25 protein-coding genes are annotated in these 25,899 nt (G+C 69.0%); 10 read left to right on the top strand and 15 right to left on the bottom strand.

Annotated elements, in window-relative coordinates; translation table 11 throughout:
• Position 1 precedes the first annotated feature (1 nt).
• Both ABD989_RS00215 and ABD989_RS00210 read right to left on the bottom strand, forming a co-directional pair.
• Positions 2 to 1,615, bottom strand: a complete 1,614-nt coding sequence (locus ABD989_RS00215) for an adenylate/guanylate cyclase domain-containing protein (protein WP_345311993.1) — start codon at positions 1,613 to 1,615, stop codon at positions 2 to 4.
• 10 nt (positions 1,616 to 1,625) lie between these two features.
• A complete protein-coding gene (locus tag ABD989_RS00210) occupies positions 1,626 to 2,912 on the bottom strand; it encodes an adenylosuccinate synthase (protein ID WP_345311992.1) in 1,287 nt (428 codons plus the stop codon).
• Between the two features lie 63 nt (positions 2,913 to 2,975).
• Between ABD989_RS00210 and ABD989_RS00205 the strand changes: the two genes are divergently transcribed.
• A complete protein-coding gene (locus tag ABD989_RS00205; RefSeq protein WP_345311991.1) occupies positions 2,976 to 3,608 on the top strand; it encodes a hypothetical protein in 633 nt (210 codons plus the stop codon).
• 14 nt (positions 3,609 to 3,622) lie between these two features.
• Entirely contained in the window at positions 3,623 to 4,399 is a 777-nt protein-coding gene (locus ABD989_RS00200) for a site-2 protease family protein (RefSeq protein WP_246996923.1), read from the top strand.
• 172 nt (positions 4,400 to 4,571) lie between these two features.
• Here ABD989_RS00200 and ABD989_RS00195 read toward each other — a convergent pair whose 3' ends face one another.
• The 3 genes from ABD989_RS00195 to ABD989_RS00185 are packed head-to-tail and all read right to left on the bottom strand — an operon-like array spanning position 4,572 to position 7,183.
• Entirely contained in the window at positions 4,572 to 5,510 is a 939-nt protein-coding gene (locus ABD989_RS00195; RefSeq protein WP_246993725.1) for a cation diffusion facilitator family transporter, read from the bottom strand.
• A gap of 58 nt (positions 5,511 to 5,568) precedes the next feature.
• A complete protein-coding gene (locus ABD989_RS00190) occupies positions 5,569 to 6,717 on the bottom strand; it encodes an FUSC family protein (protein ID WP_345311990.1) in 1,149 nt (382 codons plus the stop codon).
• Positions 6,718 to 6,730: 13 nt separating this feature from the next.
• Complete coding sequence (locus ABD989_RS00185) at positions 6,731 to 7,183, bottom strand: DUF3151 domain-containing protein (protein ID WP_246993723.1); 453 nt, start codon at positions 7,181 to 7,183, stop codon at positions 6,731 to 6,733.
• A gap of 124 nt (positions 7,184 to 7,307) precedes the next feature.
• On the opposite strand from ABD989_RS00185, the gene ABD989_RS00180 reads away from it, so the two are divergent.
• On the top strand, positions 7,308 to 8,606 hold the full coding sequence (locus ABD989_RS00180; protein ID WP_345311989.1) for an Rv0361 family membrane protein: 1,299 nt from the start codon (positions 7,308 to 7,310) through the stop codon (positions 8,604 to 8,606).
• Positions 8,607 to 8,709: 103 nt separating this feature from the next.
• Here the strand turns inward: ABD989_RS00180 and fbaA are convergent, their stop codons facing one another.
• A complete protein-coding gene (fbaA, locus tag ABD989_RS00175) occupies positions 8,710 to 9,744 on the bottom strand; it encodes a class II fructose-bisphosphate aldolase (protein ID WP_246993721.1) in 1,035 nt (344 codons plus the stop codon).
• Positions 9,745 to 9,913: 169 nt separating this feature from the next.
• Between fbaA and ABD989_RS00170 the strand changes: the two genes are divergently transcribed.
• Positions 9,914 to 10,915 carry a DUF368 domain-containing protein gene (locus ABD989_RS00170; protein ID WP_246993720.1) on the top strand — a complete coding sequence of 334 codons (1,002 nt, stop codon included), beginning with the start codon at positions 9,914 to 9,916 and terminating at the stop codon, positions 10,913 to 10,915.
• A gap of 94 nt (positions 10,916 to 11,009) precedes the next feature.
• A complete protein-coding gene (locus ABD989_RS00165) occupies positions 11,010 to 11,753 on the top strand; it encodes a DedA family protein (protein ID WP_345311988.1) in 744 nt (247 codons plus the stop codon).
• Positions 11,754 to 11,844: 91 nt separating this feature from the next.
• Here ABD989_RS00165 and ABD989_RS00160 read toward each other — a convergent pair whose 3' ends face one another.
• The 3 genes from ABD989_RS00160 to ABD989_RS00150 are packed head-to-tail and all read right to left on the bottom strand — an operon-like array spanning position 11,845 to position 14,652.
• Positions 11,845 to 12,696: an SDR family oxidoreductase gene (locus ABD989_RS00160; RefSeq protein WP_246993718.1), complete on the bottom strand. Its 852-nt coding sequence runs from the start codon at positions 12,694 to 12,696 to the stop codon at positions 11,845 to 11,847.
• Positions 12,697 to 12,705: 9 nt separating this feature from the next.
• Positions 12,706 to 13,467 (bottom strand): SDR family NAD(P)-dependent oxidoreductase, encoded by a 762-nt coding sequence (locus ABD989_RS00155; protein ID WP_246993717.1) that lies wholly within the window; start codon positions 13,465 to 13,467, stop codon positions 12,706 to 12,708.
• A 42-nt stretch (positions 13,468 to 13,509) separates the two neighbouring features.
• A complete protein-coding gene (locus tag ABD989_RS00150) occupies positions 13,510 to 14,652 on the bottom strand; it encodes an acyl-CoA dehydrogenase family protein (protein ID WP_246993716.1) in 1,143 nt (380 codons plus the stop codon).
• A gap of 97 nt (positions 14,653 to 14,749) precedes the next feature.
• Here ABD989_RS00150 and ABD989_RS00145 point away from each other — a divergent pair, with 97 nt between their 5' ends.
• On the top strand, positions 14,750 to 15,331 hold the full coding sequence (locus tag ABD989_RS00145) for a TetR/AcrR family transcriptional regulator (protein ID WP_246993715.1): 582 nt from the start codon (positions 14,750 to 14,752) through the stop codon (positions 15,329 to 15,331).
• Between the two features lie 21 nt (positions 15,332 to 15,352).
• Here the strand turns inward: ABD989_RS00145 and ABD989_RS00140 are convergent, their stop codons facing one another.
• Both ABD989_RS00140 and ABD989_RS00135 read right to left on the bottom strand, forming a co-directional pair.
• Complete coding sequence (locus tag ABD989_RS00140) at positions 15,353 to 16,837, bottom strand: alanine/glycine:cation symporter family protein (RefSeq protein WP_345311987.1); 1,485 nt, start codon at positions 16,835 to 16,837, stop codon at positions 15,353 to 15,355.
• Between the two features lie 61 nt (positions 16,838 to 16,898).
• Complete coding sequence (locus ABD989_RS00135; RefSeq protein WP_345311986.1) at positions 16,899 to 18,500, bottom strand: GMC oxidoreductase; 1,602 nt, start codon at positions 18,498 to 18,500, stop codon at positions 16,899 to 16,901.
• 162 nt (positions 18,501 to 18,662) lie between these two features.
• On the opposite strand from ABD989_RS00135, the gene ABD989_RS00130 reads away from it, so the two are divergent.
• From ABD989_RS00130 to ABD989_RS00120, 3 genes are all read left to right on the top strand, one after another.
• A complete protein-coding gene (locus tag ABD989_RS00130; protein WP_345311985.1) occupies positions 18,663 to 19,298 on the top strand; it encodes a TetR/AcrR family transcriptional regulator in 636 nt (211 codons plus the stop codon).
• Between the two features lie 194 nt (positions 19,299 to 19,492).
• The gene (locus tag ABD989_RS00125; RefSeq protein ID WP_345311984.1) at positions 19,493 to 21,022 is read left to right on the top strand and encodes an LVIVD repeat-containing protein; all 1,530 of its coding nucleotides are present in this window, start codon (positions 19,493 to 19,495) and stop codon (positions 21,020 to 21,022) included.
• The gene (locus ABD989_RS00120; protein WP_345311983.1) at positions 21,019 to 21,699 is read left to right on the top strand and encodes a DUF305 domain-containing protein; all 681 of its coding nucleotides are present in this window, start codon (positions 21,019 to 21,021) and stop codon (positions 21,697 to 21,699) included. Before ABD989_RS00125 ends, ABD989_RS00120 begins: the two co-directional genes overlap by 4 nt.
• Before the next feature lie 135 nt (positions 21,700 to 21,834).
• On the opposite strand, the gene ABD989_RS00115 is transcribed toward ABD989_RS00120, so the two are convergent.
• The 3 genes from ABD989_RS00115 to ABD989_RS00105 are packed head-to-tail and all read right to left on the bottom strand — an operon-like array spanning position 21,835 to position 24,179.
• On the bottom strand, positions 21,835 to 22,542 hold the full coding sequence (locus ABD989_RS00115) for a TrmH family RNA methyltransferase (protein WP_345311982.1): 708 nt from the start codon (positions 22,540 to 22,542) through the stop codon (positions 21,835 to 21,837).
• A 16-nt stretch (positions 22,543 to 22,558) separates the two neighbouring features.
• On the bottom strand, positions 22,559 to 23,116 hold the full coding sequence (pyrE, locus tag ABD989_RS00110; protein ID WP_345311981.1) for an orotate phosphoribosyltransferase: 558 nt from the start codon (positions 23,114 to 23,116) through the stop codon (positions 22,559 to 22,561).
• A gap of 37 nt (positions 23,117 to 23,153) precedes the next feature.
• Positions 23,154 to 24,179, bottom strand: a complete 1,026-nt coding sequence (locus ABD989_RS00105) for a hypothetical protein (RefSeq protein ID WP_345311980.1) — start codon at positions 24,177 to 24,179, stop codon at positions 23,154 to 23,156.
• 79 nt (positions 24,180 to 24,258) lie between these two features.
• On the opposite strand from ABD989_RS00105, the gene ABD989_RS00100 reads away from it, so the two are divergent.
• The gene (locus ABD989_RS00100) at positions 24,259 to 25,467 is read left to right on the top strand and encodes a M20 family metallopeptidase (protein ID WP_345311979.1); all 1,209 of its coding nucleotides are present in this window, start codon (positions 24,259 to 24,261) and stop codon (positions 25,465 to 25,467) included.
• A gap of 11 nt (positions 25,468 to 25,478) precedes the next feature.
• On the opposite strand, the gene ABD989_RS00095 is transcribed toward ABD989_RS00100, so the two are convergent.
• Complete coding sequence (locus ABD989_RS00095; protein WP_246993706.1) at positions 25,479 to 25,856, bottom strand: PPOX class F420-dependent oxidoreductase; 378 nt, start codon at positions 25,854 to 25,856, stop codon at positions 25,479 to 25,481.
• Positions 25,857 to 25,899 lie beyond the last annotated feature (43 nt).

Here is a 25,899-nt window from a genome sequence, read left to right as displayed (position 1 = left end):
TCTACGGCGAAACCTCGTCCGACTCGTCCGCCACCGCATTCGGGATCAGCCGCGGGACGTACAGCTGCGTCGGCTCGTCGCGCCCGCGCAGCACCACGCTCTCCACCGGCTTCCAGCGCGTGCGCTCGCTCGGCTCGGCGGCATCGACCACTCGTCCGCTGGCCCAGGGCACCCGCGGGTCCTGCTTGGCCGATTCGGAGATCCGCGCGCTCTCGTTCACCGGATCGCCGATCACCGTGTATTCGAAGCGCGAGATGGCGCCGACATTGCCGGCCACCACGGTGCCGTAACTCACGCCGATCCCGGCCTGCAGGTCGGGCACTTCGGTGCGCAGTCGTTGCGCGATCTCCCGGGCCGCCCGCAGCGCGGCGCCGGCCGGGTCGTCGATCCCCACCGGAGCGCCGAAGATCGACAGGACGGCGTCGCCCTCGAATTTGTTGACCAGTCCGTCGTTGCGTTCGGTGGCCTCCACGATCACCCCGAAGAACTGGTTCAGCAGGTCCACCACCTCGGTGGGCGAGCGTCGAATGGCGAGCTGCGTGGACCCGATGACGTCGACGAAGACCACCGCCACCACGCGTTCGGCGCCGCCGAGCTCCGGATCGGCCGCCAACGCGGCGGAGGCCACGTCGCGTCCGACGTGCCGGTCGAACAGGTCCCGCATGCGTTCCTGCTCGCGCAGGCCCGCGACCATGTTATTGAAGCCGAACTGCAGTTCGCCGAGTTCGGAGGCGTCGTAGACCACCAGGTCGTTCTCCACCGCCACGTCGCCGCCGCGCACCCGCGCCATCCCGGCGCGCACGCTACTGATCGGGCCGGTCACGCTCCACGCGAACAGGATCATCACCAGCATGCCGACGCCGACGGCGACGGCGGTCAGCACGGTGACCGAGACGAACACGTTCATCTTGGACGTGTCCGGCGAGAACGCCGCGAAGAAGACCACCAGGAAGATCCCCACCAGCGGCACCCCGGTGCCCACCAGCCAGGCCGACAGCGCGCGCGACCGCACCGACGAACCGCGCCAGCCGAGACCGGCCTGCAGGATCTTCGCGAACACCGGGCGCAGCAGCAGGTCGGTCAACAGGTTGGAGATGGCCACCACCACCAGCCCGCACATGAGGGTGATCAGGACCGCTTTGGGCACCAGTTCGGTGTCGACGGCGCCGTAGAGGAAGCCGAACAGCACGGCGGCACCCAGCCAGAAGAGGAACTGCATCCACATGAGCCGACGGCGGGCGGTGAACGTGCGCCGCACGTCTACCGGCGTCGGGATCTGGTCGTTGATCGACCACCGCAGCCCGCGGGTGACGATCAGTGTGCCGAAGACGGCGCCGAGCAGCAGTGCGCTCGCGCAGTACACCGGGATCCCGACCACATTGATCAGGAGCAGATCGCGCCGCAGGAACGACGGCTCGGGGATGCCGACCGCGCCCAGCGACACCGCGATCACGATGCCGACCAGGTTCGCGAAGATCAGCGCACCGGTCAGCAGGACCTGGATCCGGATACGGACCCGCCGAGTGTCCTGGTCGGCGGAGCCCAGCAGAATGGAGCCGTAATCCCGGCTGATCCGGGATGCGCGGCGACGGGGTGTCGAGAACCTGCCGGGCACCGGAGGTCGGTCAGACCAGTTCGCGGCGCACGATCGTCTGATCCCGGCCCGGGCCCACACCGATGCACGACATGTAGGCGCCGGACAGCTCCTCCAGCCGCAGAATGTAGTTCTGCGCGTTCACCGGGAGCTCGTCGAAGCTGCGGCAGCCCGAGATGTCCTCGGTCCAGCCGGGCATCGACTCGAAGATCGGCTTCGCGTGGTGGAAGCCGGTCTGCGTCATCGGCATCTCGTCGTGCCGCACGCCGTCGACGTCGTAGGCCACGCAGATCGGGATCTCCGCGATCCCGGACAGCACGTCGAGCTTGGTGAGGAAGTAGTCGGTGATGCCGTTGATGCGCGTCGCATAGCGCGCGATCACGGCGTCGAACCAGCCGCAGCGACGGGCGCGACCGGTGGTCACACCCACTTCGCCGCCGGTCACGGCCAGGTACTCGCCCCACTCGTCGAACAGCTCGGTGGGGAACGGTCCCTCGCCGACACGCGTGGTGTACGCCTTCAGGATGCCCAGCACGGTCTCGATCTTGTTCGGACCGAGGCCCGCGCCCACGGCGGCGCCGCCGGCGGTGGGGTTCGACGACGTCACGTATGGGTAGGTGCCGTGGTCGACGTCGAGGAGCGTGCCCTGGCTGCCCTCGAGGAGCACGGTCTCGCCGCGCTCGAGCGCCTGGTTCAGCAGCAGCTGGGTGTTGGCGATGCGGTGCTTGAAGCCTTCGGCCAGCTCCAGCGTCTCGTCCACCACCTGCTGGGCGTCGAGGCCCTTGCGGTTGTAGATCTTGGTGAGCACCTGGTTCTTGAACTCCAGGGCGGCTTCGACCTTCTGGGTGAGGATCTTCTCGTCGAGCACGTCGGCCACACGCACGCCGACGCGGGCGATCTTGTCCTGGTAGCAGGGGCCGATGCCGCGACCGGTGGTGCCGATCTTGTTGTTGCCGAGGAATCGCTCGGTGACCTTGTCGATGGCCACGTGGTACGGCATCAGCAGATGCGCGTCCGCGGAGATCATCAGGCCGGTGGTGTCGACGCCGCGATCCTCCAGCCCCTTGAGCTCGTTGAGCAACACCGACGGGTCCACGACCACGCCGTTGCCGATCACGTTGTTGACGCCCGGGGTGAGGATGCCGGACGGGATCAAATGGAGGGCGAAGGTCTCGCCGCTCGGCAGGACCACAGTGTGTCCCGCGTTGTTTCCGCCCTGGTAGCGGACCACCCACTGGAGCTTTCCGCCCAGTAGATCGGTCGCCTTACCCTTGCCCTCGTCGCCCCATTGGGCGCCGATCAGCACAATCGCAGCCATGTCAGGTGCTCCTCCTGTTCGCCGACAACCCTACTGGTTCGGTGACGCAGATACCCTATTGGAGTGGTATCGATCCAGATCGTCCCGCCGCCCGCGGGCAGCGAAGCAGCCGCCCTGACCCGCGTCGTCACCGCCGCGGTCGCCGACCCGAACGTGACCCGACTGATCGTGACGCCGTCGCCGGAGGAGGCGCTGCCCGACGTCGCGCTGTCGGCGGTCGTCGGGGTGCTGATGCGCCACGAACGCCTCGATCTGGAGATCGCGTACGTGGCGCCGTTCGCCACGCGCGCCACCAAGATCTACCGACTGCCGCACGGCGCCGAAGCTCTCGCTCTCGCGGAAAACGGTGTGGCGCAAGAGCTTCCGCTGATCCGCGACGACGCCGCCACCGTCCTGGTGGGCCGGGCCCGACATCTGGGCGCCGAGGGCGCCAAGCTGCACGGCGAGACCTACGTCGATTCCGAGCGACTGTTCGACGGCGACGTCCGCGGTGTGGTGATCGAGCCGCTGCCGGAGCTGCCGGGCGTGCGGGCCCGCCTGGATCGACGACTCCCCGGCGGCTGGCTGACCGGCCGCGCCGCACAGACCGGTGGCACCAATCTCGTCGTCGAACGCGAAGGCGTGCTGACCCAGCGCGTGGTGAAGCGCTCGACGTTCTACCGCCACCACCTGAACTGGAAGCTGGTCTGCCCGTGACCCCCACGCCCACGATGACCGCGCTGCGCGCGGTCCGGCCCGGCCCGGTGTTCCTCGGTCTGGTCGTGGCCACCGTGGCCGGCGGCATCATGCTGTGGCAGAGCGGATTCGAACGCTCGGCGATGTCGATCGGCGGCATGTGGCTGTTGATCCTCGGCGGCTGGGTGATCTCGCTGTGCCTGCACGAGTTCGCGCACGCCTTCACCGCCTTCCGCTACGGCGACCGGTCGGCGGAACTGCGCGGCTACCTCACCCTGGATCCGCGCAAGTACACCCATCCGGGACTGTCGTTGGGACTGCCGCTGCTGATCATCGTGCTCGGCGGCATCGGTTTCCCCGGCGGCGCGGTGTACCTGCACACCGCCGGCATGACCAACGGGCAGCGCACCCGCGTCAGCCTGGCCGGCCCGGCCACCAACCTGGCCCTCGGCATCGTGCTGCTGCTGGCGGTGCGCTTCATCCCGCTGTCGGAGGAGTACGGGAACCTGCTCGGCGGCCTGACCATGCTCGCGTTCCTGCAGATCACGGCGACCGTCTTGAACCTGATTCCGGTGCCCGGCTTCGACGGCTACGGCGCGATCGAGCCCTACCTGTCGCCGCAGACCCGGCAGAGCGCCGCGAAGATCGCGCCGTGGGGCTTCCTGCTCGTCTTCGCGCTGCTGTTCATTCCGTTCCTGAACCGCGCCTTCTTCGACGTCATCTACGCGATCATCGGACTGTTCGACGTCCCGACCGCGCTGATCTCGGTGGGCTGGCGCCTCTTCCTCTTCTGGGACTACCTCCCCCTGTAGGCCGCACAGGCGTCACTCCCCCACAAAGGCGGCAGTCGCCATCAGAGGCGGCCGCCCCGGCTGCCGCTTCTGGTGCGGGCTGCCGCCTCTGGGCCTGACTGTCGCCTTTGGGCCGGGCAGCCGCTGGCGGGTCGGGCCGCCGCCTGTGCGTTGGGCTGCCGCTTTCAGCCGCTCACCAGGTCAGCTCTTCGCAGCAGTCGCTCTGGTCGGCCGACGGATTCACCTGCACCGTGGCGTGCACCAGACCGTGCTCAGTGAGGACGGCCCGCGCCTGATGCAGCACGCGGGAGTAGTCGCCGTCGCTCACCACGTGCACGGTGGCCACGTCCATCCCGGTGGTCACCGACCAGACGTGCAGATCGTGCACGTCCAGCACACCGTCGACGGCGAGGAGCTCTTCGCGCAGGGCGGCGACGTCGATGTGGTCCGGCGCCTGCTGGTTGAGGATCTTCAACGCGTCCTTGGCCAGGCGCACGGCGCGCGGCACCACCCAGAGCGCGATGAGCACGGCGACCACCACGTCGGCGTACCGCCACCCGGTGGTCATCGTGACCACGCCGGCGGTGAGGACGCCCACGCTGCCGACGGCGTCGGCGAGCACTTCGAGGTAGGCCCCGCGAACCGCGATCGACGCCTTGGCGTCGGCACGCAGCAGCAGCATCACGACCACGTTGACGGCCAGACCGATCAGCGCGACGATCACCAGCGTCGCACCGGGGATCTCGGGCGCCTCGCCGCCGATCCGTTCGACGGCCTCGTAGAGAATGAACGCCCCCACGCCGATCAGCAGGATCGCGTTGAGCACGGCGGTGAAGACTTCGGCGCGGAACCAGCCGAAGCTGCGCGAGTCGGTGATCCGCCCGTGGCGGGACAGCAGCAACGCGCTCAGCCCCATGGACAGTGCGACCACGTCGGTCAGCATGTGCCCGGCGTCGGCGATCAGCGCCAGCGACTCGATGGCGATACCGACGAAGAGTTCAACGAAGAAGTAGGAGCCGATCAGCCCGACGGCCAGGACCATCGGCCACAGTCGGCGCCGTGACCCACCGGCTGCCAACTCCGCCGCACTCGGCCCGTGCGAATGACCCTCATGGCCATGCGAAGTACCCATAACCTCAATATATGCGCGTTTACGCATATATGGCAAGCCCCTCAGTCCCCCGTGCGGATCAGCCGATACGCAGCTGCGCGATCGCCGACTCCCTCTTCAGTCCGGCCACCATCAGCATGTCCACCAGCAGGGAACGCAACTCCACCAGCAGCGCCATCTCCGAGATATCGCCGCCGCCCGCCTCGATGAGCTTGCGGGTGTCGTCGATCGCGGGGCGGGCCCGGCGCACGATGGTGCGCAGTTCACGGGCCGCATCGGCCGCATCCGGCGAGCCGCCCGGCTCGGCCAGCATCAGGCGACGGAGGATTTCGAAGCCGTCGGGAAGGGCGGTGATCAGGTTGAGCACCGCCGGTTCCACCGCGACACCCCGCTGGGTGAGGCCCAGCGCCCGACGCGCACAGATCCGGAAATCCCGCATGGCGTTGTCGAGCGGCTCCCCGGTCGCGGCGATCTTCGCCAGCCGGGACCGTTCGAACCAGTAGAGCGGGGAGATCCAGCCCACCTCGCGACCGGCCCGCATATTGGCGAACATCGAGTCGATCTGATGCTGCGTCGTGCGCGCGTGGGCCAGGACCCGATACACACCGTCCTCGCCCTCGTCGGCGAGAGCGCGGCCCAGGTCGCGGGAGAGGTCACGCAGCGTCGCCAGCAGATCGGCCGCGTCGCGGCGCGCACGGTGGGCCGGATTGAACGGCACCAACGCGCCGATCGCCAGGGCCACCCCGGCACCGACCATCGCGTCGATGGCCCGTTCGTAGCCGGCGGCGTCGCCGGGCGGGAGCAGCGTGGCGACCAGCACCGCGGAGGCACCGGCCTGGTTGGTCATCATCGGCGCGCCATCGACCAGCACCGCGGCCGACATGGCCACCACCACCACGACACCGATCTGCCACGGCCCGGAGCCGATCACCGAGATCACCAGATCGCCGACGGCGATGCCGATGAGCACCCCGGCGATCAGTTCGATCGAGCGCCGCCACCGCTTGGCCAAGACCAGGCCGAGGGAGGCGACGGCGGCGATCGGCGCGAAGAACGGGCGCTGGTGATGGAGCAGGTCGAAGGCGATGTACCAGGCGAGACCACCTGCGATCGCGCACTGCAGGATCGGCACCAGGGAGAGCCCGAGGCGCCGCACCCGCTTGGCCACCGGTTTCGGCAGCCGATCGATCAGGCGCGAGCGGGTAGCCCGCATCCGATCGACGGTCATGACACGAGTGCCGTCAGTCCAGGCCGAGTTCGGCGATGGCCCGCGGATCGCTGTCGTTCAGCAGATCCAGGCACCGCAGGTACTCGTCTTCTTCACCGATCATCTGTGCAGCCCGCGCCAGCGACCCGACGCAGCGCAGGAAGCCGCGGTTGGGTTCATGGCTCCACGGCACCGGACCGTAGCCCTTCCAGCCGTGGCGGCGAAGCTGATCCAGACCGCGGTGGTAGCCGGTCCGGGCATAGGCGTAGCCGGCCATCTGACGAGCACGATCCGGCTCTGCCGACGAGTCGGCGTCGGCGAGGCCGTCGAGCGCAGCCTCGGCCAGATAGGCCCAAGCGATCGAGGCGGCCGGGTACTCGGCCGCTACCGCGGCCGGGTCGGCGCCGTTGAGCAGATCGCTTTCGGCGTCGTCGTCTCCGGTCAAGAGCGTCGGCGGGGGTCCCAGGAGGTCTCCGAATGAGGTCACCCCGCCATTCAATCACTCCGCGGGCCCGCCCGGCCCGACGCGGCGATCCGAGGATTCGTTACTCTCGTCGTTGTGTCGCCGCCCGTGGCACGCCGACTCCCTTGAGAAGTAGGAACGACGCAGCATGACTCCGGACAACGACAAGAACAGCGCCGTACAGAAGGTCGTCGACGCCTTCCGCGCCCGCCGCGCCGGTGAGTCCGACCCGGCCGCTGCCGAACCCACGGACACCCCGGACGCTCCCGACACGGTCGCCGACGTCGACGCCGCGGCGCCCGCCGAGACCAGCGTGATCAAGATCGAGCCGGGCCAGACGCCCGGCGGCGGCGACTCCGAGTCGCCCACCAAGGCCTTCGCCATTCCCGCGGCCGCTGCTGCCGCGGCCGCTGCTGCCGCCGGCCAGGACACCGAGGAGACCCCGCTGCCCGAGGTCGACGGCGACGAGGACCCCGAGGACGAGGCCGCCGAGCCGGAGTCCGACGACGCGACCGAAGAGGCCCCGGCAGAAGAGGCCCCCGCAACGGAAGACCCGGCCGACGAGGCGCCCGCCGACGACGAGGCCGACGACGAAGCCACCACCGACGAAGCAGCTGCCGACGAGGCCCCCGCCGACGACCCGGCGACCGACGAGCGGGAGACCACCGTCGTCGCGATTCCCGGCACCGGCGAGCGCGCCGAGACCCCGGCCCGCCGCGACGTCGAGTCGGTCGATCCCGATGCCGACCCGCGCGGGCCCATCGTCGAGCACCCGATCGAGCTCGGCGAGACCGAAGCCGACGCGGATGCCGCGTCCGACGAGGCCGCATCCGACGAGTCGGCGACCGAGATCATCGACGCCGCCGCTGTCAGCGCCGCCGCCAACGCCGCGGCACCCACCGAGCAGATCGCGGTGCCCGACGACGTCGCCGCCGCGGCAGCCGCCGAGACCAAGCCCGCCGAGCAGGCCTGGTCCACCTCCGCGCATCAGCCGGAGGTGATCGCCCCGGCCACCACCGACGAGCCGAAGAAGGGCCGCGTGGGCCTGTGGGCCGCGATCGTCGTGGCCCTGGTCATCGTGGCCGCTGTGCTCATCTGGTTCTTCGGCTTCAACGAGTCCGAGCAGGACAAGGTGGCCGATGCCGCCGAGACCTACCAGACCGCGATGGCCGACGGCGACCTGGAGGCCCTGAAGGCCATCACCTGCGGCGAGCAGTACGCGATCTACGCCGACATGTCTCCGGAGGAGTTCACGCAGGCGTACGAGTCGCAGAAGAGCCGCAACCAGATGATGCTTTTCAAGGACGTCAACGCGGTCGCCATCGACGGTGACACCGCCCGCGTCGGCGTCGACGTCTACAGCACCGACGACCCCAACACCACCACCTCCGCGCAGGTGACGCTGAGCAAGGTCAACGGTGAGTGGAAGGTCTGCGCCAAGCCGTAGCCGCAGTCGGCACAGCCCGCGCTGCCCCGGCACCGCCGAAAGCAAAACGACAATCCCCCGCCCTTCGCGAGAAGGACGGGGGATTTTTATGCTGCCGGGATGATCAGGCGCTGATCGACTTGCCCGCCGACTTGAGGTCGTTGCACGCCTCGATGACGCGCTCGGTCATGGCGGCTTCGGCCTTCTTCAGGTAGCTGCGCGGGTCGTAGACCTTCTTGTTGCCCACCTCGCCGTCGACCTTCAGCACACCGTCGTAGTTGCTGAACATGTGGCCGGCCACCGGGCGGGTGAACGCGTACTGGGTGTCGGTGTCGACGTTCATCTTGATGACGCCGTAGCTCAGCGACTCCTCGATGTCCTCGGTCGACGAGCCCGAACCGCCGTGGAAGACGAAGTCGAAGGGCTGGCTGCCCGGCTCCAGGCCGAGCTTGGCGACCGCGGCGTTCTGGCCATCCTTGAGAACCGACGGCTTCAGCTTCACGTTGCCCGGCTTGTAGACGCCGTGCACGTTGCCGAAGGTGGCGGCCAGCATGTACTGGCCCTTCTCACCGACGCCGAGGGCGTCGACGGTCTTCTCGAAGTCCTCGATCGAGGTGTACAGCTTGTCGTTGATCTCGGCTTCGACGCCGTCCTCTTCGCCGCCGACGACGCCGATCTCCACCTCGAGGATGATGTTGGCCTTGTTGCTGAGCTCCAGCAGTTCCTTGGCGATCTCGAGGTTCTCGTCGATCGGCACCGCCGAGCCGTCCCACATGTGCGACTGGAACAGCGGGTTCTGGCCGTTGTCGACGCGCTCCTGCGAGATGGCCATCAGCGGACGCACGAAGGTGTCGAGCTTGTCCTTGGGGCAGTGGTCGGTGTGCAGCGCGACAGTGATGTCGTACTTGGCGGCGATCACGTGCGCGAACTCGGCGAGCGCCACGGCACCGGTGACCATGTCCTTCACCCCGAGACCGGAGCCGAACTCGGCACCGCCGGTGGAGAACTGGATGATGCCGTCGCTGCCCGCGTCGGCGAAGCCCTTGATCGCGGCGTTGACGGTCTCCGAAGAAGTGCAGTTGATGGCCGGGTAGGCGTAACCGCCCTCCTTGGCCTTAGCGATCATCTCGATGTACTGCTCGGGCGTTGCGATGGGCATCAGAATCCTCCAACGAATATGGGCCGCATTCAGGCGTTTCTTGTCGCCCTCTAGTATGCCGGTAACCCCTGCGCGATGAGTCATGCCCCCGGGAAGGCCACCAATCTCACAGCGATCAGGCAGGCCGCAGGGTCCGCTTCGGCCGAAATCAGCGGTAACCTGGGGCCTCGTGATCGATGCAACGCCCCCACCGACGACGTCGGACGAACCCGCCGCGACCGCAGCTGCTGCGTCCGAACCTTCTGGTTCCGAACCTCTTGGGACCCGCCAGTCCCCCGGCGAATTCATCGCCAACCTGATCCGCGGGGCGCTCATCGGCATCGCCGAGACCATCCCCGGTGTCTCCGGCGGCACCATCGCCCTGGTCACCGGCATCTACAGTCGGCTGATCGCCGCCGCCAAACACCTGACCGACGTCGGCAAGGCCCTGCTGACCCGCGGCGACTGGAAGACCGCCGCGCGCCAGGTGGACTGGCGACTGCTGATCCCGGTGGCGATCGGCATGGCTCTGGTGGTCTTCTCCATCGCCGGGCTCATGGAGTCGTTCGTCACCGATCAGCCCGTCGCCTCCAAGGCCCTGTTCATGGGCATGATCGCGATGTCGGTGGTGATCCCGTTCCTAGAGATCACCCCCGGTTCGCTGTCGACCACGTCCTCGCGCTGGAGCGCGGTGGCCTGGTTCGTCGGCGCCGCCGCCGCCGTGGGCGTGCTCACGTCGCTGCCCCGCTCGGAGATCACCGATCCCGCGCTGCCCCTGGTTTTCGTGGTGGCCGCTGTCGCGATCTGCGCCCTGGTGCTGCCCGGCGTCTCCGGCTCCTTCGTGCTGCTGGTGGTGGGCCTGTACGCCGCCACCATGAACGCCGTCGACAACCTGGACTTCGCCTACCTCGCCGTGTTCGCGCTGGGCGCGATCTTCGGTCTCGTCGTCTTCGTCCGCGCCCTCGAGTGGGTGCTGGCCCATCACCACACCATCGCCATGGTCGCCGCGGCCGGCCTGATGACCGGTTCGCTGCGCGCACTCTGGCCGTGGCAGGACGACAACGGCGGCCTGCAGGCCGCGGGCGACGACTGGCCGATGGCGCTCGGCCTGTTCGCGGTGGGCGCCGGGCTGGTCGCCATCGTCGCCTACTTCCAGCGCAAGCAGTACAGCGTCGACGCGGCCGGGGCCTGACACTCCAGGAACCGGAACTCCCGGGCCTCTTCTGCTGAGGTCGTGACCTGGCGCTCAGGGGTTTGCCAGGCACCGCCGGGTATCCTTTCCGTTCGTGATCGAAACCGTCCTCGCTCAAACCACCACGGAACTGGCCCTGCTGCCCAGCTTCCTCGACCCGGTGAACCTGCTGAACTCGTTCGGCGGATGGATTCTGGGTGGCCTGCTGCTCGTGGTCTTCATCGAGTCAGGACTGCTGTTCCCCCTGTTGCCCGGCGACTCCCTCCTGTTCACCGCGGGTCTGATCGTGGCGGCGAAATCGGCCGAGGTCGAGCCGTTCGCGCCACTGTGGGTGCTGCTGGTGACGATTCCGATCGCCGCCTTCCTCGGCGATCAGGTGGGCTATTTCATCGGCAACAAGCTGGGCTATTCGCTGTTCAAACCGGGCAACAAGTTCCTCAAAGAGGCCTACATCATCGAGGCGCACGAGTTCTTCGAGAAGCACGGTCCGATCACCATCGTGCTGGCCCGTTTCGTGCCGATCGTCCGCACCTACGCACCGCTGGTCGCCGGTGCCGCTCGCATGCGGTACTCGATCTTCCTCACCTACAACATCGTCGGCGCTGTGCTGTGGGGCTGCGGCGTCACGCTGCTGGGCTACTTCCTCGGCCAGATCCAGTTCATCGCCGACAACGTGGACTTCATCTTCATCATCATCGTGCTGATCTCGGTGATCCCGATCTTCTACGAGGTCTTCAAGCGCTGGCGCGCCAGCCGCGCGCCGATCGTCGAGACGCCGGTCGACTTCGACGAGCCGATCGACCCGCCCGCGCACCGGAGCCAGCGCCCCGAGGCCTGACCGGCTGGGCCGCCGCGACACTGCCACCAACAGCAAGAACACCGCCCGCAACGCTGACCAGCGTTGCGGGCGGTGTTCTTGCTGGGTGCTGCTAGGCGCGTTCCATCCAGAAGTCGAGTTCCAGCTCGTCGACCGGTCCGGGGCCCACCTGGTACTTCGCCAGGTCGGTGACACCGGCCGCGGTCAGCACCTCGTCGTCGATGTAGAACTGCCCGGTCGGGCCGCCCGCCGGACGCGTCAGGATCGCCAGCGCGGCGTCGGCCATGATCTCCGGGGTCCGGCTCGCCGAGATCAAGTTCTCGCCGAGAATGTTCTGCACCGCGGCGGTGGCGATGGTGGTGCGCGGCCACAGCGAGTTCACCGCGACGCCGTCGGCCCGCAGTTCCTGCGCCAAACCGAGCGTCACCAACGACATCGAGAACTTCGAGATGGTGTAGCCGGTGCCGATCTCGTCGAACCACTTCGGGTCCAGATTCAGCGGCGGCGACAGCGTCACGATGTGCGCGTTGTCGGACTTGCGCAGGTGCTCGATCGCCAGCTTGGACAGCAGGAACGACCCGCGCGCGTTGATGTCCTGCATGAGGTCGTACTTCTTCATGCCGAGGTCTTCGGTGCGGGTGATGTCCAGCGCGCTGGCGTTGTTCACCACGATGTCGATGCCGCCGAAGCGGTCGACGGTCTGCGCGACGGCCGCGGCCACCTGCTCGTCGTCGCGGATGTCGCCGACGATCGGCAGGGCCTGCCCGCCGGCTTCCTCGATCGCGGCGGCCGCGGTGAAGATGGTGCCGGGCAGCTTGGGATGCGGCTCGGCGGTCTTGGCGATGAGGGCGATGTTCGCGCCGGCCGCAGCGGCCTTGAGCGCGATCGCTTCGCCGATACCGCGGCTGCCGCCGGACATGATCAGGGTGCGTCCGGCGAGCGGACGGGAGTTCGTGTCAGTCATGGCGCGCCCCTACTTCGGTGCCATGCGGATGGCGCCGTCGAGACGGATCGTCTCGCCGTTGAGCATGCCGTTCTCGACGATGTGCACCACCAGCGCGGCGTACTCGACGGCCTTGCCCAGGCGCGACGGGTGCGGCACCTGCTGGCCCAGCGAAGCCTGCGCGGCTTCGGGCAGACCGGCCAGCATCGGGGTCTCGAAGATGCCCGGCGCGATGGTCATCACGCGGATCGCCGAGGAGGCGAGTTCGCGGGCGATCGGCAGCGTCATCGCGGCCACCGCGCCCTTGGACGCGGCGTAGGCGGGCTGGCCGATCTGGCCGTCGAAGGCCGCGACCGAGGCGGTGTTGACGATCACGCCGCGGTCGCCGTCGACCGGCTCGTTGCCGACCATGGCGGCGGCCGCCAGGCGGATCACGTTGAACGTGCCGACCAGGTTGATCGCGACGACGCGCTCGAAGGTCTCCAGCGGCAGCGGGCCGCCGCGGCCCAGGACCTTGCCCGGGGTGCCGACGCCGGCACAGTTCACCACGACGCGCAGCGAGCCCAGCTCGGTGGCGGCGGCGACGGCGGCGGCCACGTCGGTCTCGGAGGTCACGTCGGCGGGGACGAAGACCGCGCGCTCGCCGAGGGCAGCGGCCGCGGCGGCGCCGTCGGAGTTCGGGAGGTCCACGAGCACCACGGCTGCGCCGGATTCGTAGAGTGCCCGGGCGGTGGCGTTGCCGAGACCGGAGGCGGCACCGGTGACGAGGGCGACGGAGTCAGTCAACTTCACAGATTGTTCCTTCTTGGACGCGCGGATGGTTGGGGTGAGTGGTCAGAGCGCGGCGAGGCCGCGGGCGATCACCAGACGCTGGATCTGGTTGGTGCCCTCGAAGATCTGGGTGATCTTCGCTTCGCGCATGAAACGTTCGACGCGGAAGTCGCGGGTGTAGCCATTGCCGCCGAAGACCTGCACGGCGTCGGTGGTCACCTTCATCGCGGTGTCGGTGGCGACGAGCTTGGCCACCGAGGCCTGGCGCGAGTACGGCAGGCCGCGGTCCCGGCGTCGCGCCGCATCGAGGTAGGTGGCGCGCGCGGAGTCGACGGCCGCGGCCATATCGGCGAGGAAGAAACCCAGGCCCTGGTGCTCGATGATGGCCTTGCCGAAGGTCTCGCGCTCCTTGGCATAGGCGACGGCGGCGTCGAGCGCGGCCTGCGCGATACCGGTGGCCACCGCCGCGATGCCGAGACGGCCGGAATCCAGTGCACTGAAGGCGATTTGGAGACCCTGCCCCTCGGCCCCGAGACGACGGTCGGCGGGCACGAGGGCATCCTCGTAGGTGGCCGACGTGGTGGGCACGGCGGCCAGACCCATCTTCTCCTCGGGCTTGCCGAAGCTCAGGCCCGCGGTGTCGCCGGGGACCAGGAAGCACGAGATGCCCTTGGAGCCTTCACCGGTGCGGGCGAAGAGGTTGTAGGCGTCGGCGATCCCGCCGTGCGTGATCCACGCCTTGGTGCCGTTGATGCGGTACTCGTCGTCGACCCGCGTGGCACGGCACTGCAGCGCCGCCGCATCCGAGCCGGCGTCGGGTTCGGACAGGCTGTAGGCGCCGATGGCCTCACCGCCGAGCATGCCGGGCAGCCACTGGGCCTTCTGCTCCTCGGTGCCATAGGTGGCGAGCGGGAAGCACGACAGCACGTGCACGCTCATCGCGACGCCGACCGCCGCCCAGCGGGCGCCGATCTCTTCGAGGACCTGCAGGTACACCTCGTACGGCTGGTCGCCGCCGCCGTACTCCTCCGAGTACGGGAGGCCGAGCAGACCGGCCTCGCCGAGCGTGGCGAACACGCCTTCCGGATAGGTCTCGGCCTTCTCGTGCTGGTCGACGATGGGATCGAGCACCTTGTCGGCGATGTCGCGGGTGAGCTCGATGAGGGCGTGGGCCTCATCCGAAGGAAGCAGGCGGTCGACCGGCATGGGACATCTCCTAGAAAGCACAGACAGTACTGAATCTGATCGAACAGTACTGCTTCGCAAGTAGTACTGCAAGAGGTTCACTAGTACTATTTGACGCATGAGCACCCCCGCACCCGAGTTCGCCACGCGTCGCCGCGAGGAGCTCTTCGACGGGATGGTCGACCTGTTTCTGTCCGAGGGCTTCGCCCATCTGACGCTCGACGAGATCGCCGCGCGCCTGCGCTGCTCCAAGTCGACGCTGTACACGCTGGCCGACAGCAAGGCCCATCTCGTGCGCTCGGCCACCGTCCACTTCTTCCGTCGCGCGGTGGCCGACATCGAGGTCCGCACCGCCGGCGTGACCGGTGCCCGCGAGGGGATCATCAGCTTCCTCGAAGCCATCGGCGCCACGCTGGCCCCGGCGTCGGACCAGTTCATGGCCGATCTCGACGCCTTCGCCCCGGCCCGCGAAATCTACGAACAGAACACCCGGATGGCCGCCGACCGGGTGCGCGGCATGATCGACGCGGGAGTGGCCGACGGCGACTTCCGCGGCGTCAACGCCGCCTTCGCCGCCGACCTCGTGGCGACCATGCTGACCCGGATCCAGCAACGCGGGGTCCGGGCCAGCACCGGTCTCGACGACGCCAGCGCCTACCGCGAGCTGGCCGCACTGCTGACCAGCGGTCTCCGCAAGTAGGGGCGCGGCCGACCGGCGGAATCACCCCCGCGGGGTCGGCATCGGAACCGGCTGCGGAGACGGATCCCGCACGGTCTCCGGGTCCGTACCGTCCCAGCACTCCACGCCGGTCAGCCCGGGAATGTCGTCGCGATGGAACACCGGGTCGAGGCCGGCCGCCCGCTGCGCGGAGAAGTGCCGCAAGAGCACCACCGCGACGCCGCCGATCAGGAACAGGCCGACGATGTTCACCGTCGCCATCAGCGAGGAGAAGACGTCGGCGAGGTTCCAGACCAGCGACACCTTGGCGATCGCGCCGAAGAATACGAACCCGATGACCACCAAGCGGAACGAGTTGAGCACCCAGCGACGCGGCGTGAGGTAGGCGATGTTGGTCTCGCCGTAGTAGTAGTTGCCGATCACCGAACTGAAGGCCAGGAAGAACAGGATCACCGCGAGCAGCGGACCGGCCCACGAACCGACGTGGTGCGCGAGCGCGGTCTGGGTGAGTTGGACGCCCTCCAGGTCGCTCCCGTAGTCGGGGTCGGACAGCAGGATGATGAAGGCCGTCGCCGAGCAGACGATCAGGGTGTCGAAGTACACGCCCAGGGTCTGGACCAGGCCCTGCTTGGCCGGGTGCGAGACGGCCGCGGTCGCCGCGGCGTTCGGCGTGGAGCCCATGCCTGCCTCATTGGAGAACAGTCCGCGGCGCATGCCCTGCATGATGGCCGCCCACAATCCTCCGCCGACGAACTCTCGGATACCGAAGGCCGACGTGACGATGTCGCCGATCACGCCGGGCACGGCTGTCAGATTCATCAGCACCACGAACAGGGCCAGGGAGATGTAGAGGACCGCCATCACCGGCACCAGCACCTGCGAGACGCCGGAGATCCGATGCACGCCGCCGAAGATCACCAGGGCGGTGAGCGTCGCCAGCAACGCCCCGACCACGTACGGCACCCAGGCCGCGTCGGCGCCGAGCGCGAGGCCGACCGCCGAGGTGATGGAGTTGGATTGCACCGCGTTGAAGACGAGGCCGTAGGTGAAGGTGATGGCCAGGGCGAACAGCACCGACATCACCAGCCCGAGTCGACGGTTCTTGATGCCCCGCTTCAGGTAGTAGGCGGGGCCGCCGCGGTAGTCGGCGCCGTCGCGCACCTTGTACAGCTGCCCGAGCGTCGACTCGACGAAGGCGGTCGCGCCGCCGACGATCGCCAGTACCCACATCCAGAACACCGCGCCGGGTCCGCCGACCGTGATGGCGACGGCCACGCCGACAACGTTGCCGGTGCCCACGCGGGAGGCGGCCGAGATGCAGAAGGCGCGGAAGGCCGAGATCTGCGCGGCGCCCTCCTTGGTCTTCGGTGTCGGCTCGCTGATCGCGCGGAACATCGCGGGCACCATCCGGAGCAGCGCGACGCGGGTGCGCGCGCCCCACCAGAGTCCGGCACCCACGAGCAGCACGATGAGTACGTACGCGTACCACTCGTTGAACCAGACGACGGCGTTGTCGAGAACGTCCATTCGGGAAGTGTAAGTCCGACGCCGACCCCCGCCCGTCGCAGGCTCGCTGCGGAGCGCCGGATCAGATCACGCGGCCCACATCGTTGGCGACGAGGTCGTCGAGTGCGCGCTCGGCCACCGCGGCGATGGTCATCGACGGATTGCACGCGGCGGTGTTGCCCGGGATGAGAGCACCGTCGACCACGTACAGCCCGCGCTGACCGTGCACCCGTCCGCTGAGGTCGCACACCGTCTCCATGCAGGCCCCGCCGAGCGCGTGCCAGGTGGAGTTGACCACGCCGTTGGTGTCGCCGAGCACGGCGCCCGGGCCGGCGATCGCGGTGGCCGTCGGGTGGATGTGGCCCCACTGGATCTTCCGGTCCCCGCCGGCCGGCCAACGCAAGACGGCGTCGTCGCGCGCCGAGTCGTAGACGAAGCGGCCGCGATCGGCACTGACGCCGAAGCCCACCATCATCGTCGTATGCAGGTCGGCGCCGATCGACGGGATGGATGCCTGGATCACCGTGTGCGCGGTCTTCGGGTCCGACCAGTTGCGGCTGCCGTAGACCACCGGCCCGCCCTGCGTGGCGCCGAAGTCGGCGGTCGGCGACGTCCACGTGTAGATCCGGTCGGCGTTGGTCCCCCAGCCCCGACCGACCTCGTCGGGCAGGTCGGGAATGGCGCCGGTGGCCTTGGCCCGCACCAGAAGTCGTGTCGTGTGCACGCTGCCCGCGGCCATGATGAGCGTGCCCGCGGTCAAGATCTTGCGTTCCACCACCCGGCCGCGCAGATCGGTGCGGTCGACGTGCACGCGCCAGCGCCCATCGGGCGTGCGTGCCACGTCGCGTACCTCGTGCAGGGTCGCCACCGTGAGCCGGCCGGTGGCCCGCGCCTGCTTGAGGTAGGTGACGTCCACGCTGTGCTTGCCGCCGTTGTTCACCCCCATCGCACCGGACCCGTCGGTGTACGACGGTCGCATCTCCCCGCGCAGTTCGGCGAGCGCATAGTTCCAGTCGATCGGCATCGGGATCTTGGACACCGGCCGACCGGCCCGGCGCGCGTGGGCGGCGAAGGCCCGCGCCGCGCGATACTCGGGCGCACGGACCAGCCGATCCGGAGCGACGGCCAACTTCAACATCCGCGCCACCCTCGGATAGTGCACGGCGTCCAGTCGCGACCAGTCCAGCGCCGCCGGCAGGTGCTCTTCGAAGACGTCACGCGACGGCTGCAGCGACATCCCTTGGTAGACAAGCGATCCGCCGCCCAGCCCGGCCGGCGCCAACGCGGTGATGTTGTCGCCGACCACGGTGTCGACGAGACCGACGTACGGCGCCACCTCCAGCGGACGGCCGAACAGTTGCGCCGCGCTGCGATGCCAGAGCATCCGCTCGTCCGGACTGGTCGGGTTGGGGAAGGTCTGGGCGTTGGGCCCGGTGCGCCACTCGCGGCCGCGTTCGAGCAACAGCACCGGCACCCCGGCCTGGGTCAACCGGAGCGCGGCCACGCCGCCGCCGAAACCCGAGCCGACCACCACCACGCGATGGTCTTCGCGGGTGAGCCGGACCCGTCCGGGCCGTGCGGCGACGGGCCCGGCTTGGGCGGCCGCCGACAGGCCGGCGGCTCCGGCGAGCACGCCCGCGAGGAATCCACGGCGGTTCAGTGCGGTGCGGGGTTCTGCAGTCATGCGTCGTCTCCATTCCAATGCGCGTCAGGTCGACCCTGACGCGGCGACATTCTCAGTCAGTTGCCTTACTTGTGACCACGGGCGGGCCGACGGAATGCCGACCGAGGACGCCTGCGGACGCCGTCTTACGGCCCCACGAGCACCGTGGGGCATCATGGGCCCATGAGCGGTGAACCCGGCGCGCAAGCCACGCAGACTCGGCACCTGCTGCTCACCGCCGCCGAAGACCTCTTCGCCGAGCGCGGCCTGACCGCCGTCTCCAACCGTCAGATCTGCGAAGCCGCAGGCCAAGGCAACAACTACGCCGTGAGCTACCACTTCGGCTCCCGCGAAGGCCTGCTCGAAGCACTCCTGCGATCACACAATGAGCCGATCGAACACATCCGCCAGCGCATGGCCGACGACCTCGGCTACATCACCGAGGTCCGCGACTGGCTCCGCTGCCTGGTCCAACCCCAGTTGGAGTACATCGGCACCGCGTCCCGGCACACCCATTTCGCCACCCTCTGCGCACAGATGGCCGTCGACCCGGCGAACACCGGAATCCTCTACAAGGCCGCGGCGGATTCACCGTCGCTCCTACAGATCCTCGAGGGTTTCTACCAGGCCCTTCCCGCGCTCCCGCAGGAAGCGGTCACGGTACGGAACCTGATGACGCAGAACGTCCTGATCGCGACGTACGCCGACTTCGAGCGTTCCCGCAATGAAGCCGACGCCCCCGACACGGTGTCGTGGCAGGCGTTCTCCGATGCCATGGTCGACGGCCTTCTCGGCCTCTGGCTGGCGCCCGCCACCTGAGCGGCGCGCACCGGTTCATCCCTTTCGTCACGCTGAGCGCACCCTGCACCCGACATGAGTTTGAGTCACTTGACTGAGATATGGAAGGCGTGTCAGCCTCTTTGTGACGTGATTCACGATCGCATGGTCATCGCCTGCCGCCACTGAGTCCGTCCACCACTGTCACGGCACACTTCCAACGATCGGGGTCGTTCATGCTGCCAACATCATCGAGAGGTGCGCGGCTCCGTTCGCTGGTGCTCCTCACCGCCTTCACTGCGACGGTCGCGATGGCGCCCGTCGCGGCCGCACCGGCGGCGCCGCTGCCCATTGCCAAGGCCGACTGCGGCCCCGGCTCCCAACCCGAGCGGGGCCTGCAGGGCGACGTCCCCGCCGCCGACCGCGACTCGGGGCGCAGCAAGCAGGGCTACTCCTGCAACGTCGTACGCCTCGGCTCCTACCAGGGCGAAGGCGCGGGCATCACGTCCACCAGCTACGAGAACTGCGGCTACACCGGCAGCATGTTCCCCACCGCGATGGTCGGGGAGAACAGCGGCGTGACGGTGATCGATGCGAGCAACCCGCGAGCGCCGCGCAAGACCGCCTCCCTGCGCGCCCCGGCCTTCCAAGCCGGCACGTGGGAGAGCCTCAAAGCCAATCGCAACAGCAAGCTCCTCGTCGGCGCCGGAGTTCCGTTCCTCACCGGCGCCGGCCTCCTCGCCGTCTACGACATCAGCGACTGCGCCCGCCCGAAGCTGCTCAATCCCGTCGTCGGGTCGCTGTCGGCGCCGCTGGCGATCACCGCACACGAGGGCGGCTTCTCCCCCGACGGAAAGACGTACTGGGCCATGGGCATCGGCCCCGGAATGATCAATGCCGTCGATCTCAGCGATCCGAGTCGCCCCAAGGTACTGGCCAACGCGCTGACCGCTCTCGAGAATCACGGTGTCGGAGTGAGCGCCGACGGCAACACGCTGTACGTCTCCCACAACTTCGGCGGAGTGAGTATCTGGGACGTCAGCGCCGTCCAACGTCGCGATCGCAATCCGCAGATTCGGAAGCTGTCGCAGGTCGACTGGACCAGCGGCGCACTGACCCAGCACAGCATTCCGGTGACCTACGACGACCACGACTACCTGTTCACCGTCCTCGAGGGCGGATCCGGCGGCGTGAAGCTGGTCGACGTCGACGATGCACGGAAGCCGAAGGTGGTGAACGAGCTGAAGCTGGAGATCAACCTTCCCCAGCACCGGGACCGCGCCCTCGCTTCCAGCTCCGGCGGCGGGCTGTTCGCCTACGAGTCCCACTACTGCGCCGCTGATCGCCCGGTGAACCCGACCGCGCTCGCCTGCGGATGGACCTCGTCCGGCGTCCGGGTCTTCGATGTCCGAAACCCCAAGCGCGTCAAGGAGATCGCCTACTTCAATCCACCCGCACAGACCGGGCGGCAGCTCGAGCTGCTGAACTCCGCCCACACCCTCGCCTCGGTGATCGGTGTCCCGTTCATCTCCAGCAGCGGCATTCTGGAATCACTGCGTCAAGGACAGTTCGATCCGCGCCAAGCCCGCAGCAACCGCTTGGGCCGCGTGATCGGCGACCTGTCCACCGACTGGTGTTTCTCGCCGCCGGAGTGGCGCGGGGACAAGCTCTACGTCGGCTGCTCGGACAGCGGATTCCAGGTCCTGCAACTCACCAACGACGTCTACACCCCGCCTGCCGACCAGCAGTCGCACGTCGGCTCATGACCGCACCGTCGACCCACCTCAGACACCGACTGGTGCTCGGACTGGCGATCTCCACACTCGCGGTCTTCGCCGCGATCGCCGGATTTCTGTTGCGGCCCTTGATGATCGACGATGCGGGGCCCGTCGGCTCGGCGCCGCCATCGCTCAGCGCCGTGGAGGTCGGGTTCCTGCAGGACATGCTCGGCCATCACCAGCAGGCGGTCGCGATGGGCAAACTGATCGACCGTCCCGGCGTCGATGACGCCGTCCGCACGCTCGGCAGGCAGATCGCGGTGACCCAGCAGTTCGAGATGGGCACCATGTCCGGGTGGCTGCGCATGCAGGATGAGCCGTTGGCCAATCCCACGCCGATGAACTGGATGACGCGCTACGGCGCCGTTGCTGAGCCGCACGCTGCGGGACAGCACGGCGAGGCCACCGGTGCCCACGAGATGCCGGGCATGGCTACTCCCGACGAGTTGGCCGCACTCGGCACCCTGCCCGCGCGCGCCGCCGAAGACCAGTTCCTGAAGCTCATGCAGGCTCACCACTACGGCGGCATCGCGATGGCGCAGGACCTCACCGCGCGCTCGCCGAACGGGCTCGTCGCACAACTGGCCGCCGGCATGGTCTCCACCCAGAGCAAGGAGACGGCACTGATCGGCGTGATGCTGAACGAGCGCGGCATCCACTCCTGACCCCCGCCGCGTCCGCTCGCTATCCCGTGTCGCGACCCTGATCCCGCGTCGAGGTCGGAGCCCGCACGGCGACTCGGCAACAGGGTCGCGACACGGGCCTACCAGCGGTGGGCGGCGGTGCGGCAGACGGTCGGGCTACCAGGCCTCGCCGAGGTCGGCGTGCCGGGAGATCCACGCGTGCATCACGATGCCCGCGGCCACGCCGGCGTTGATACTGCGAGTGGACCCGAACTGTGCGATCGACACTGTCAGCGCCGCAGCCGAACTCGCCTCGTCGGTCACGCCGGGCCCCTCCTGCCCGAACAGCAGCAGGCAGTTCTCCGGCAGTTCGGTCTCCTCGAGGCGGACCGAGCCGGGGGTGTTGTCGACGGCCACCACGGTGAGCCCGTGCTCGCGCGCCCAGGCGATCAGCCCGGCGACGTCGTCGTGGTGGTACAGGTGCTGATAGCGGTCGGTCACCATGGCGCCGCGGCGGTTCCAGCGTCGTCGTCCGACGATGTGCACACCCCCGGCGAGGAAGGCGTTCGCGGTGCGCACCACGGTGCCGATGTTCGCGTCGTGGCCCCAGTTCTCGATCGCCACGTGCAGGCGGTGCCGCCGGGTATCGAGGTCGGCGACGATGGCCTCGCGCGTCCAGTAGCGGTAGGCGTCCACCACGTTGCGGCGATCGCCGTCGGCCAGCAGTTCCGGGTCGTAGCGGGGATCGTCGGGCAGCGGCGCCCCGCGCTCGTCGAGCCACGGTCCCACGCCCACCGGCGCACCGATGCCGCTGTGCCATTCGGTGGGGCCGGCCTCCGACGCGGCATCCCCGGTCGGCGCGGTCACCTCTGACTGGTCGGTCAACGACGCGCGGCTCGGCTCAGGCCAGGCCGAGGTCGGCCAGCCCGAGCAGCGAGCGGTACGGCACGCCCTGCGCGCGGATCACGTCGTCGGCGCCGGTCGCCCGGTCCACGACGGTGGCCACACCGATCACCTCGGCACCGGCTTCCCGCGCGGCGAGAACGGCATTGGCCGGGGAGGCGCCGGTGGTGGAGGTGTCCTCCACCACGAGGACGCGCTTGCCCGCGATGTCCGGGCCCTCGATACGGCGCTGCATGCCGTGTTCCTTGACCGCCTTGCGGACCACGAAGGTGTCGATCGGTCGGCCGTCGGCGTGCATGATCGACGTCGCCACCGGATCCGCACCCAGGGTCAGACCGCCCACGGCGTCGAAGTCCCAGTCCGCGGTCAGCTCACGCATCAGGGCTCCGATCAGGCGGCTCGCCTCGTGGTGCAGGGTGGCTCGACGCAGGTCGACGTAGTAGTCGGCCTCTTTGCCGGACGACAGGGTCACCCGACCGTGGACCACCGCCAGTTCGGTGACCAGTTCGGCCAAACGCTGACGCGCGATCTCGTCGAGAGCAGGTGAAGCGGCCATGGCGTGCAGGTCTCCCAGGGTCAGGGTTCAGTCGGAATCAGTCGAGCGGATGCGTGTCGCCGCGCGGCGGCAGATCCGGCGGATCGAGCCGATCGCGGGTGGGTCGCTGGCGCATCGGCGCCGGACGCTGCGGAGCGGCACGCTCGTACGACTGCGCCTCGTGCGCGGGGCGCTGCTGGGGTGCCGGGCGCGACGGACGCGGGGCGTCGTAGTAGTCGTCGGACTCCTCGACGTGACGACGCGGGCGGGGCGTGGCGTCCAGCGGCGACGGGCGGGGTCCGCCGGTCGGCGCGCTGTAGGGAGCGGCGGGGAGCGGACCGTCGGCATCGTCGTCGTCATCGAGTCGACGACGACCGCGCCCCTGCTTGTCGCGCAGCGCATCGGTCTTCTCGTCGGCCAGCTCGTCGCTGATCGGACCGTGCGGGTCGCGCGGGGCCGGCGCATCCTGCGGATCCACCGCGGGCGGCAGCACGCGCAGCAGGTCGGCGAAGCGGCGCACCGTGTCGAGTGCGACGTCGAGCCGCTCGTCGTCGGTGGTGAGCGGCATGGAGCCGAGCGCCCAATTGCCCTCGTTCCAGAAGATCTCCAGGTACGACGGCGCCTCGGTGGCCAGTGCCACCATGCGGCGGTCGCAGATCCGTCGGGCCGCGTCGAGGTTGCTCGCGAACATCACGCGCGAACCCATCGCCCCCAGCAGGTCGAGGTCGCCCTCGGCGGGCGCGAGCACGTCCTCGTACCGCAGGTCGACGGACACCGACGACGCCTCCGGGCGTCGCACGGCGACCACGGTCGCGGTCTCGGCGAGGTCGAAGACGACTGCCTCGGCGCCGGCGTAGAGGCCGTAGGCCACGTCGCGCACCTGCACGTGGTCGGGCACGTCCATGGCGGCACGGTGGAACGCCGTCAGCAGCTTGCTGTCGGCGTCACGGAACTTGAAGGAATGCTTCTGGCCCCACACTGCACGCTGGTGATGCACCTGCTGGGACCGGTTATGGTCCAACCAGAGCAGCACGCCTGCGCCGATCAGCGCGAGGGCCGCAATCACGAAATAGACGGTGGTCATCGGGCTTAGCCTACTATCGAACGCTCACGCACCGGAGGACGACTCGACTCCTCCTACCGGAACTGATGAAAGGACGACGATGAAAACGCCTTCTGCGGCCGCAGTCGATGCCCTCGCCCAGACGGTCGACGTCGCCCTAATCGAAGCTCTGACCAGCACCTTGGTCGAGACGCCCAGCGTGAACCCGGGCGGCACCGAGGCCGCTGCCGCGGCCGTGCTGGCCGACGCCTGCCGCACCGCCGGATTCGCGGTGAGTCTCACCGAGGCCGCCCCCGACCGCCCGAATGTGCTGGCGAGCATGACCGCGGCGGGTTCCGGCCCCGGTCTTCTCCTGCTGGGTCACTCGGACGTGGTTCCGGCCGGCCCTGACTGGACCGGCGACCCGTTCGTCGTCCGGCGCGACGGCGACCTGTTGATCGGGCGCGGAACCACCGACATGAAGGGCGGCCTGGCCGCCGCCGTCGCGGCGATGTCGGCGCTGTCCCGCGCCTGCGAGTTCGGGATCGCACTGTCCGGCCCGGTGCACTTGTTGGCGACCGTGGACGAGGAGGAGCACGGCACCGGCGTCCGCCGGTTCGTCGCCGAGCCCCCGCCGCTGGAGTTCCTCGGCGCCATCGTCGCCGAACCGACCAGCCTGCAGGTGGTCCGCGGGTGCCGCGGAGCGTCGTACCTGGACATCGAGATCACCGGCCGGGCCGCCCACTCGGGCCGCCCCTCCGACGGACGCAGCGCCATCGAGGCCGCCGCCGCGGTGATCGATCTGATCATGACCGACCAGGCCGCCATGGCCGCCCAGTCCGATCCCCTACTCGGCTTCGGCACCTGGAACGTCGGCGTGATCGACGGCGGGCAGGGTATCTCGGTGGTGGCGCCCAACTGCTACCTCGGCGTCGACCGACGCCTGATGCCGGGCGAGTCGATCGAGGTGATCGCCCAGGACCTGGGCGACGCGATCAGCGGCGCCGGGATCGACACCGACGGCATCACCGTGACCCTGCGCCCCACCATGGAGATGCCGGGCTTCGCGACCGACGAGGATCATCCCCTCGTGCGCGCGGTGACCGCGGCCGTCACCGACAGCGGTGCGAGCACCTCGGTCGGCGGCTGGACCGCGGCCTGCGACGGCGGCTTCATCAGCCGCGACCTCGGCGTGCCGACCGTGGTGATGGGACCGGGCGACATCAACGGCCAGGCCCACCAGCCCGACGAGTCGGTCTCCCTCACCGAGCTCGCCACCGCCGCGCGCGCCTACGTCCGCGCCGCCGTCAGCATGCTCGGCCGATCCTGATCGGCAGTCACTCAGACGACGTCGGACACCCGGATCCCGACGGTGCCCGACGCTCCGCGCCGCAACCGCGACCCGAGGATGGTCAACCGGCCGGCCAGGCCGTACTTGCGCTCGATGAGACGGGCCGCCGTGGCCCGGTCGATCACCTCACCGACGCCGGCCACCACCGGACCGAAGGTCTTCTTCCCGCGCGCATCGCAGGCCTGCACCAGCACGTTGTTGTTGTGCCGCAACCGCTTCACCTTCCAGGAGTCGGTGACAGTCCAGAGCACCAGCTGATCGCCGTCCGGGGCGGCCCACAGCGGCGACGCCACCGGCGTCCCGTCCTTGCGGTAGGTCGTGAACATCACGTACTGGGCTCGAGCGATCTCGGCGACGGTCGCGGTCATGGCCCTCAGGCTAGTCGAGGCCGCGCCGGGTCTCCGGTGCCGC

It is taken from the genome of Gordonia alkaliphila, assembly GCF_039542465.1.
GTDB classification, from domain to species: Bacteria; Actinomycetota; Actinomycetes; order Mycobacteriales; family Mycobacteriaceae; genus Gordonia; species Gordonia alkaliphila.
Note: the sequence above shows the minus strand (reverse complement) of the source record. Positions and strands in the feature narration are given on the sequence as shown.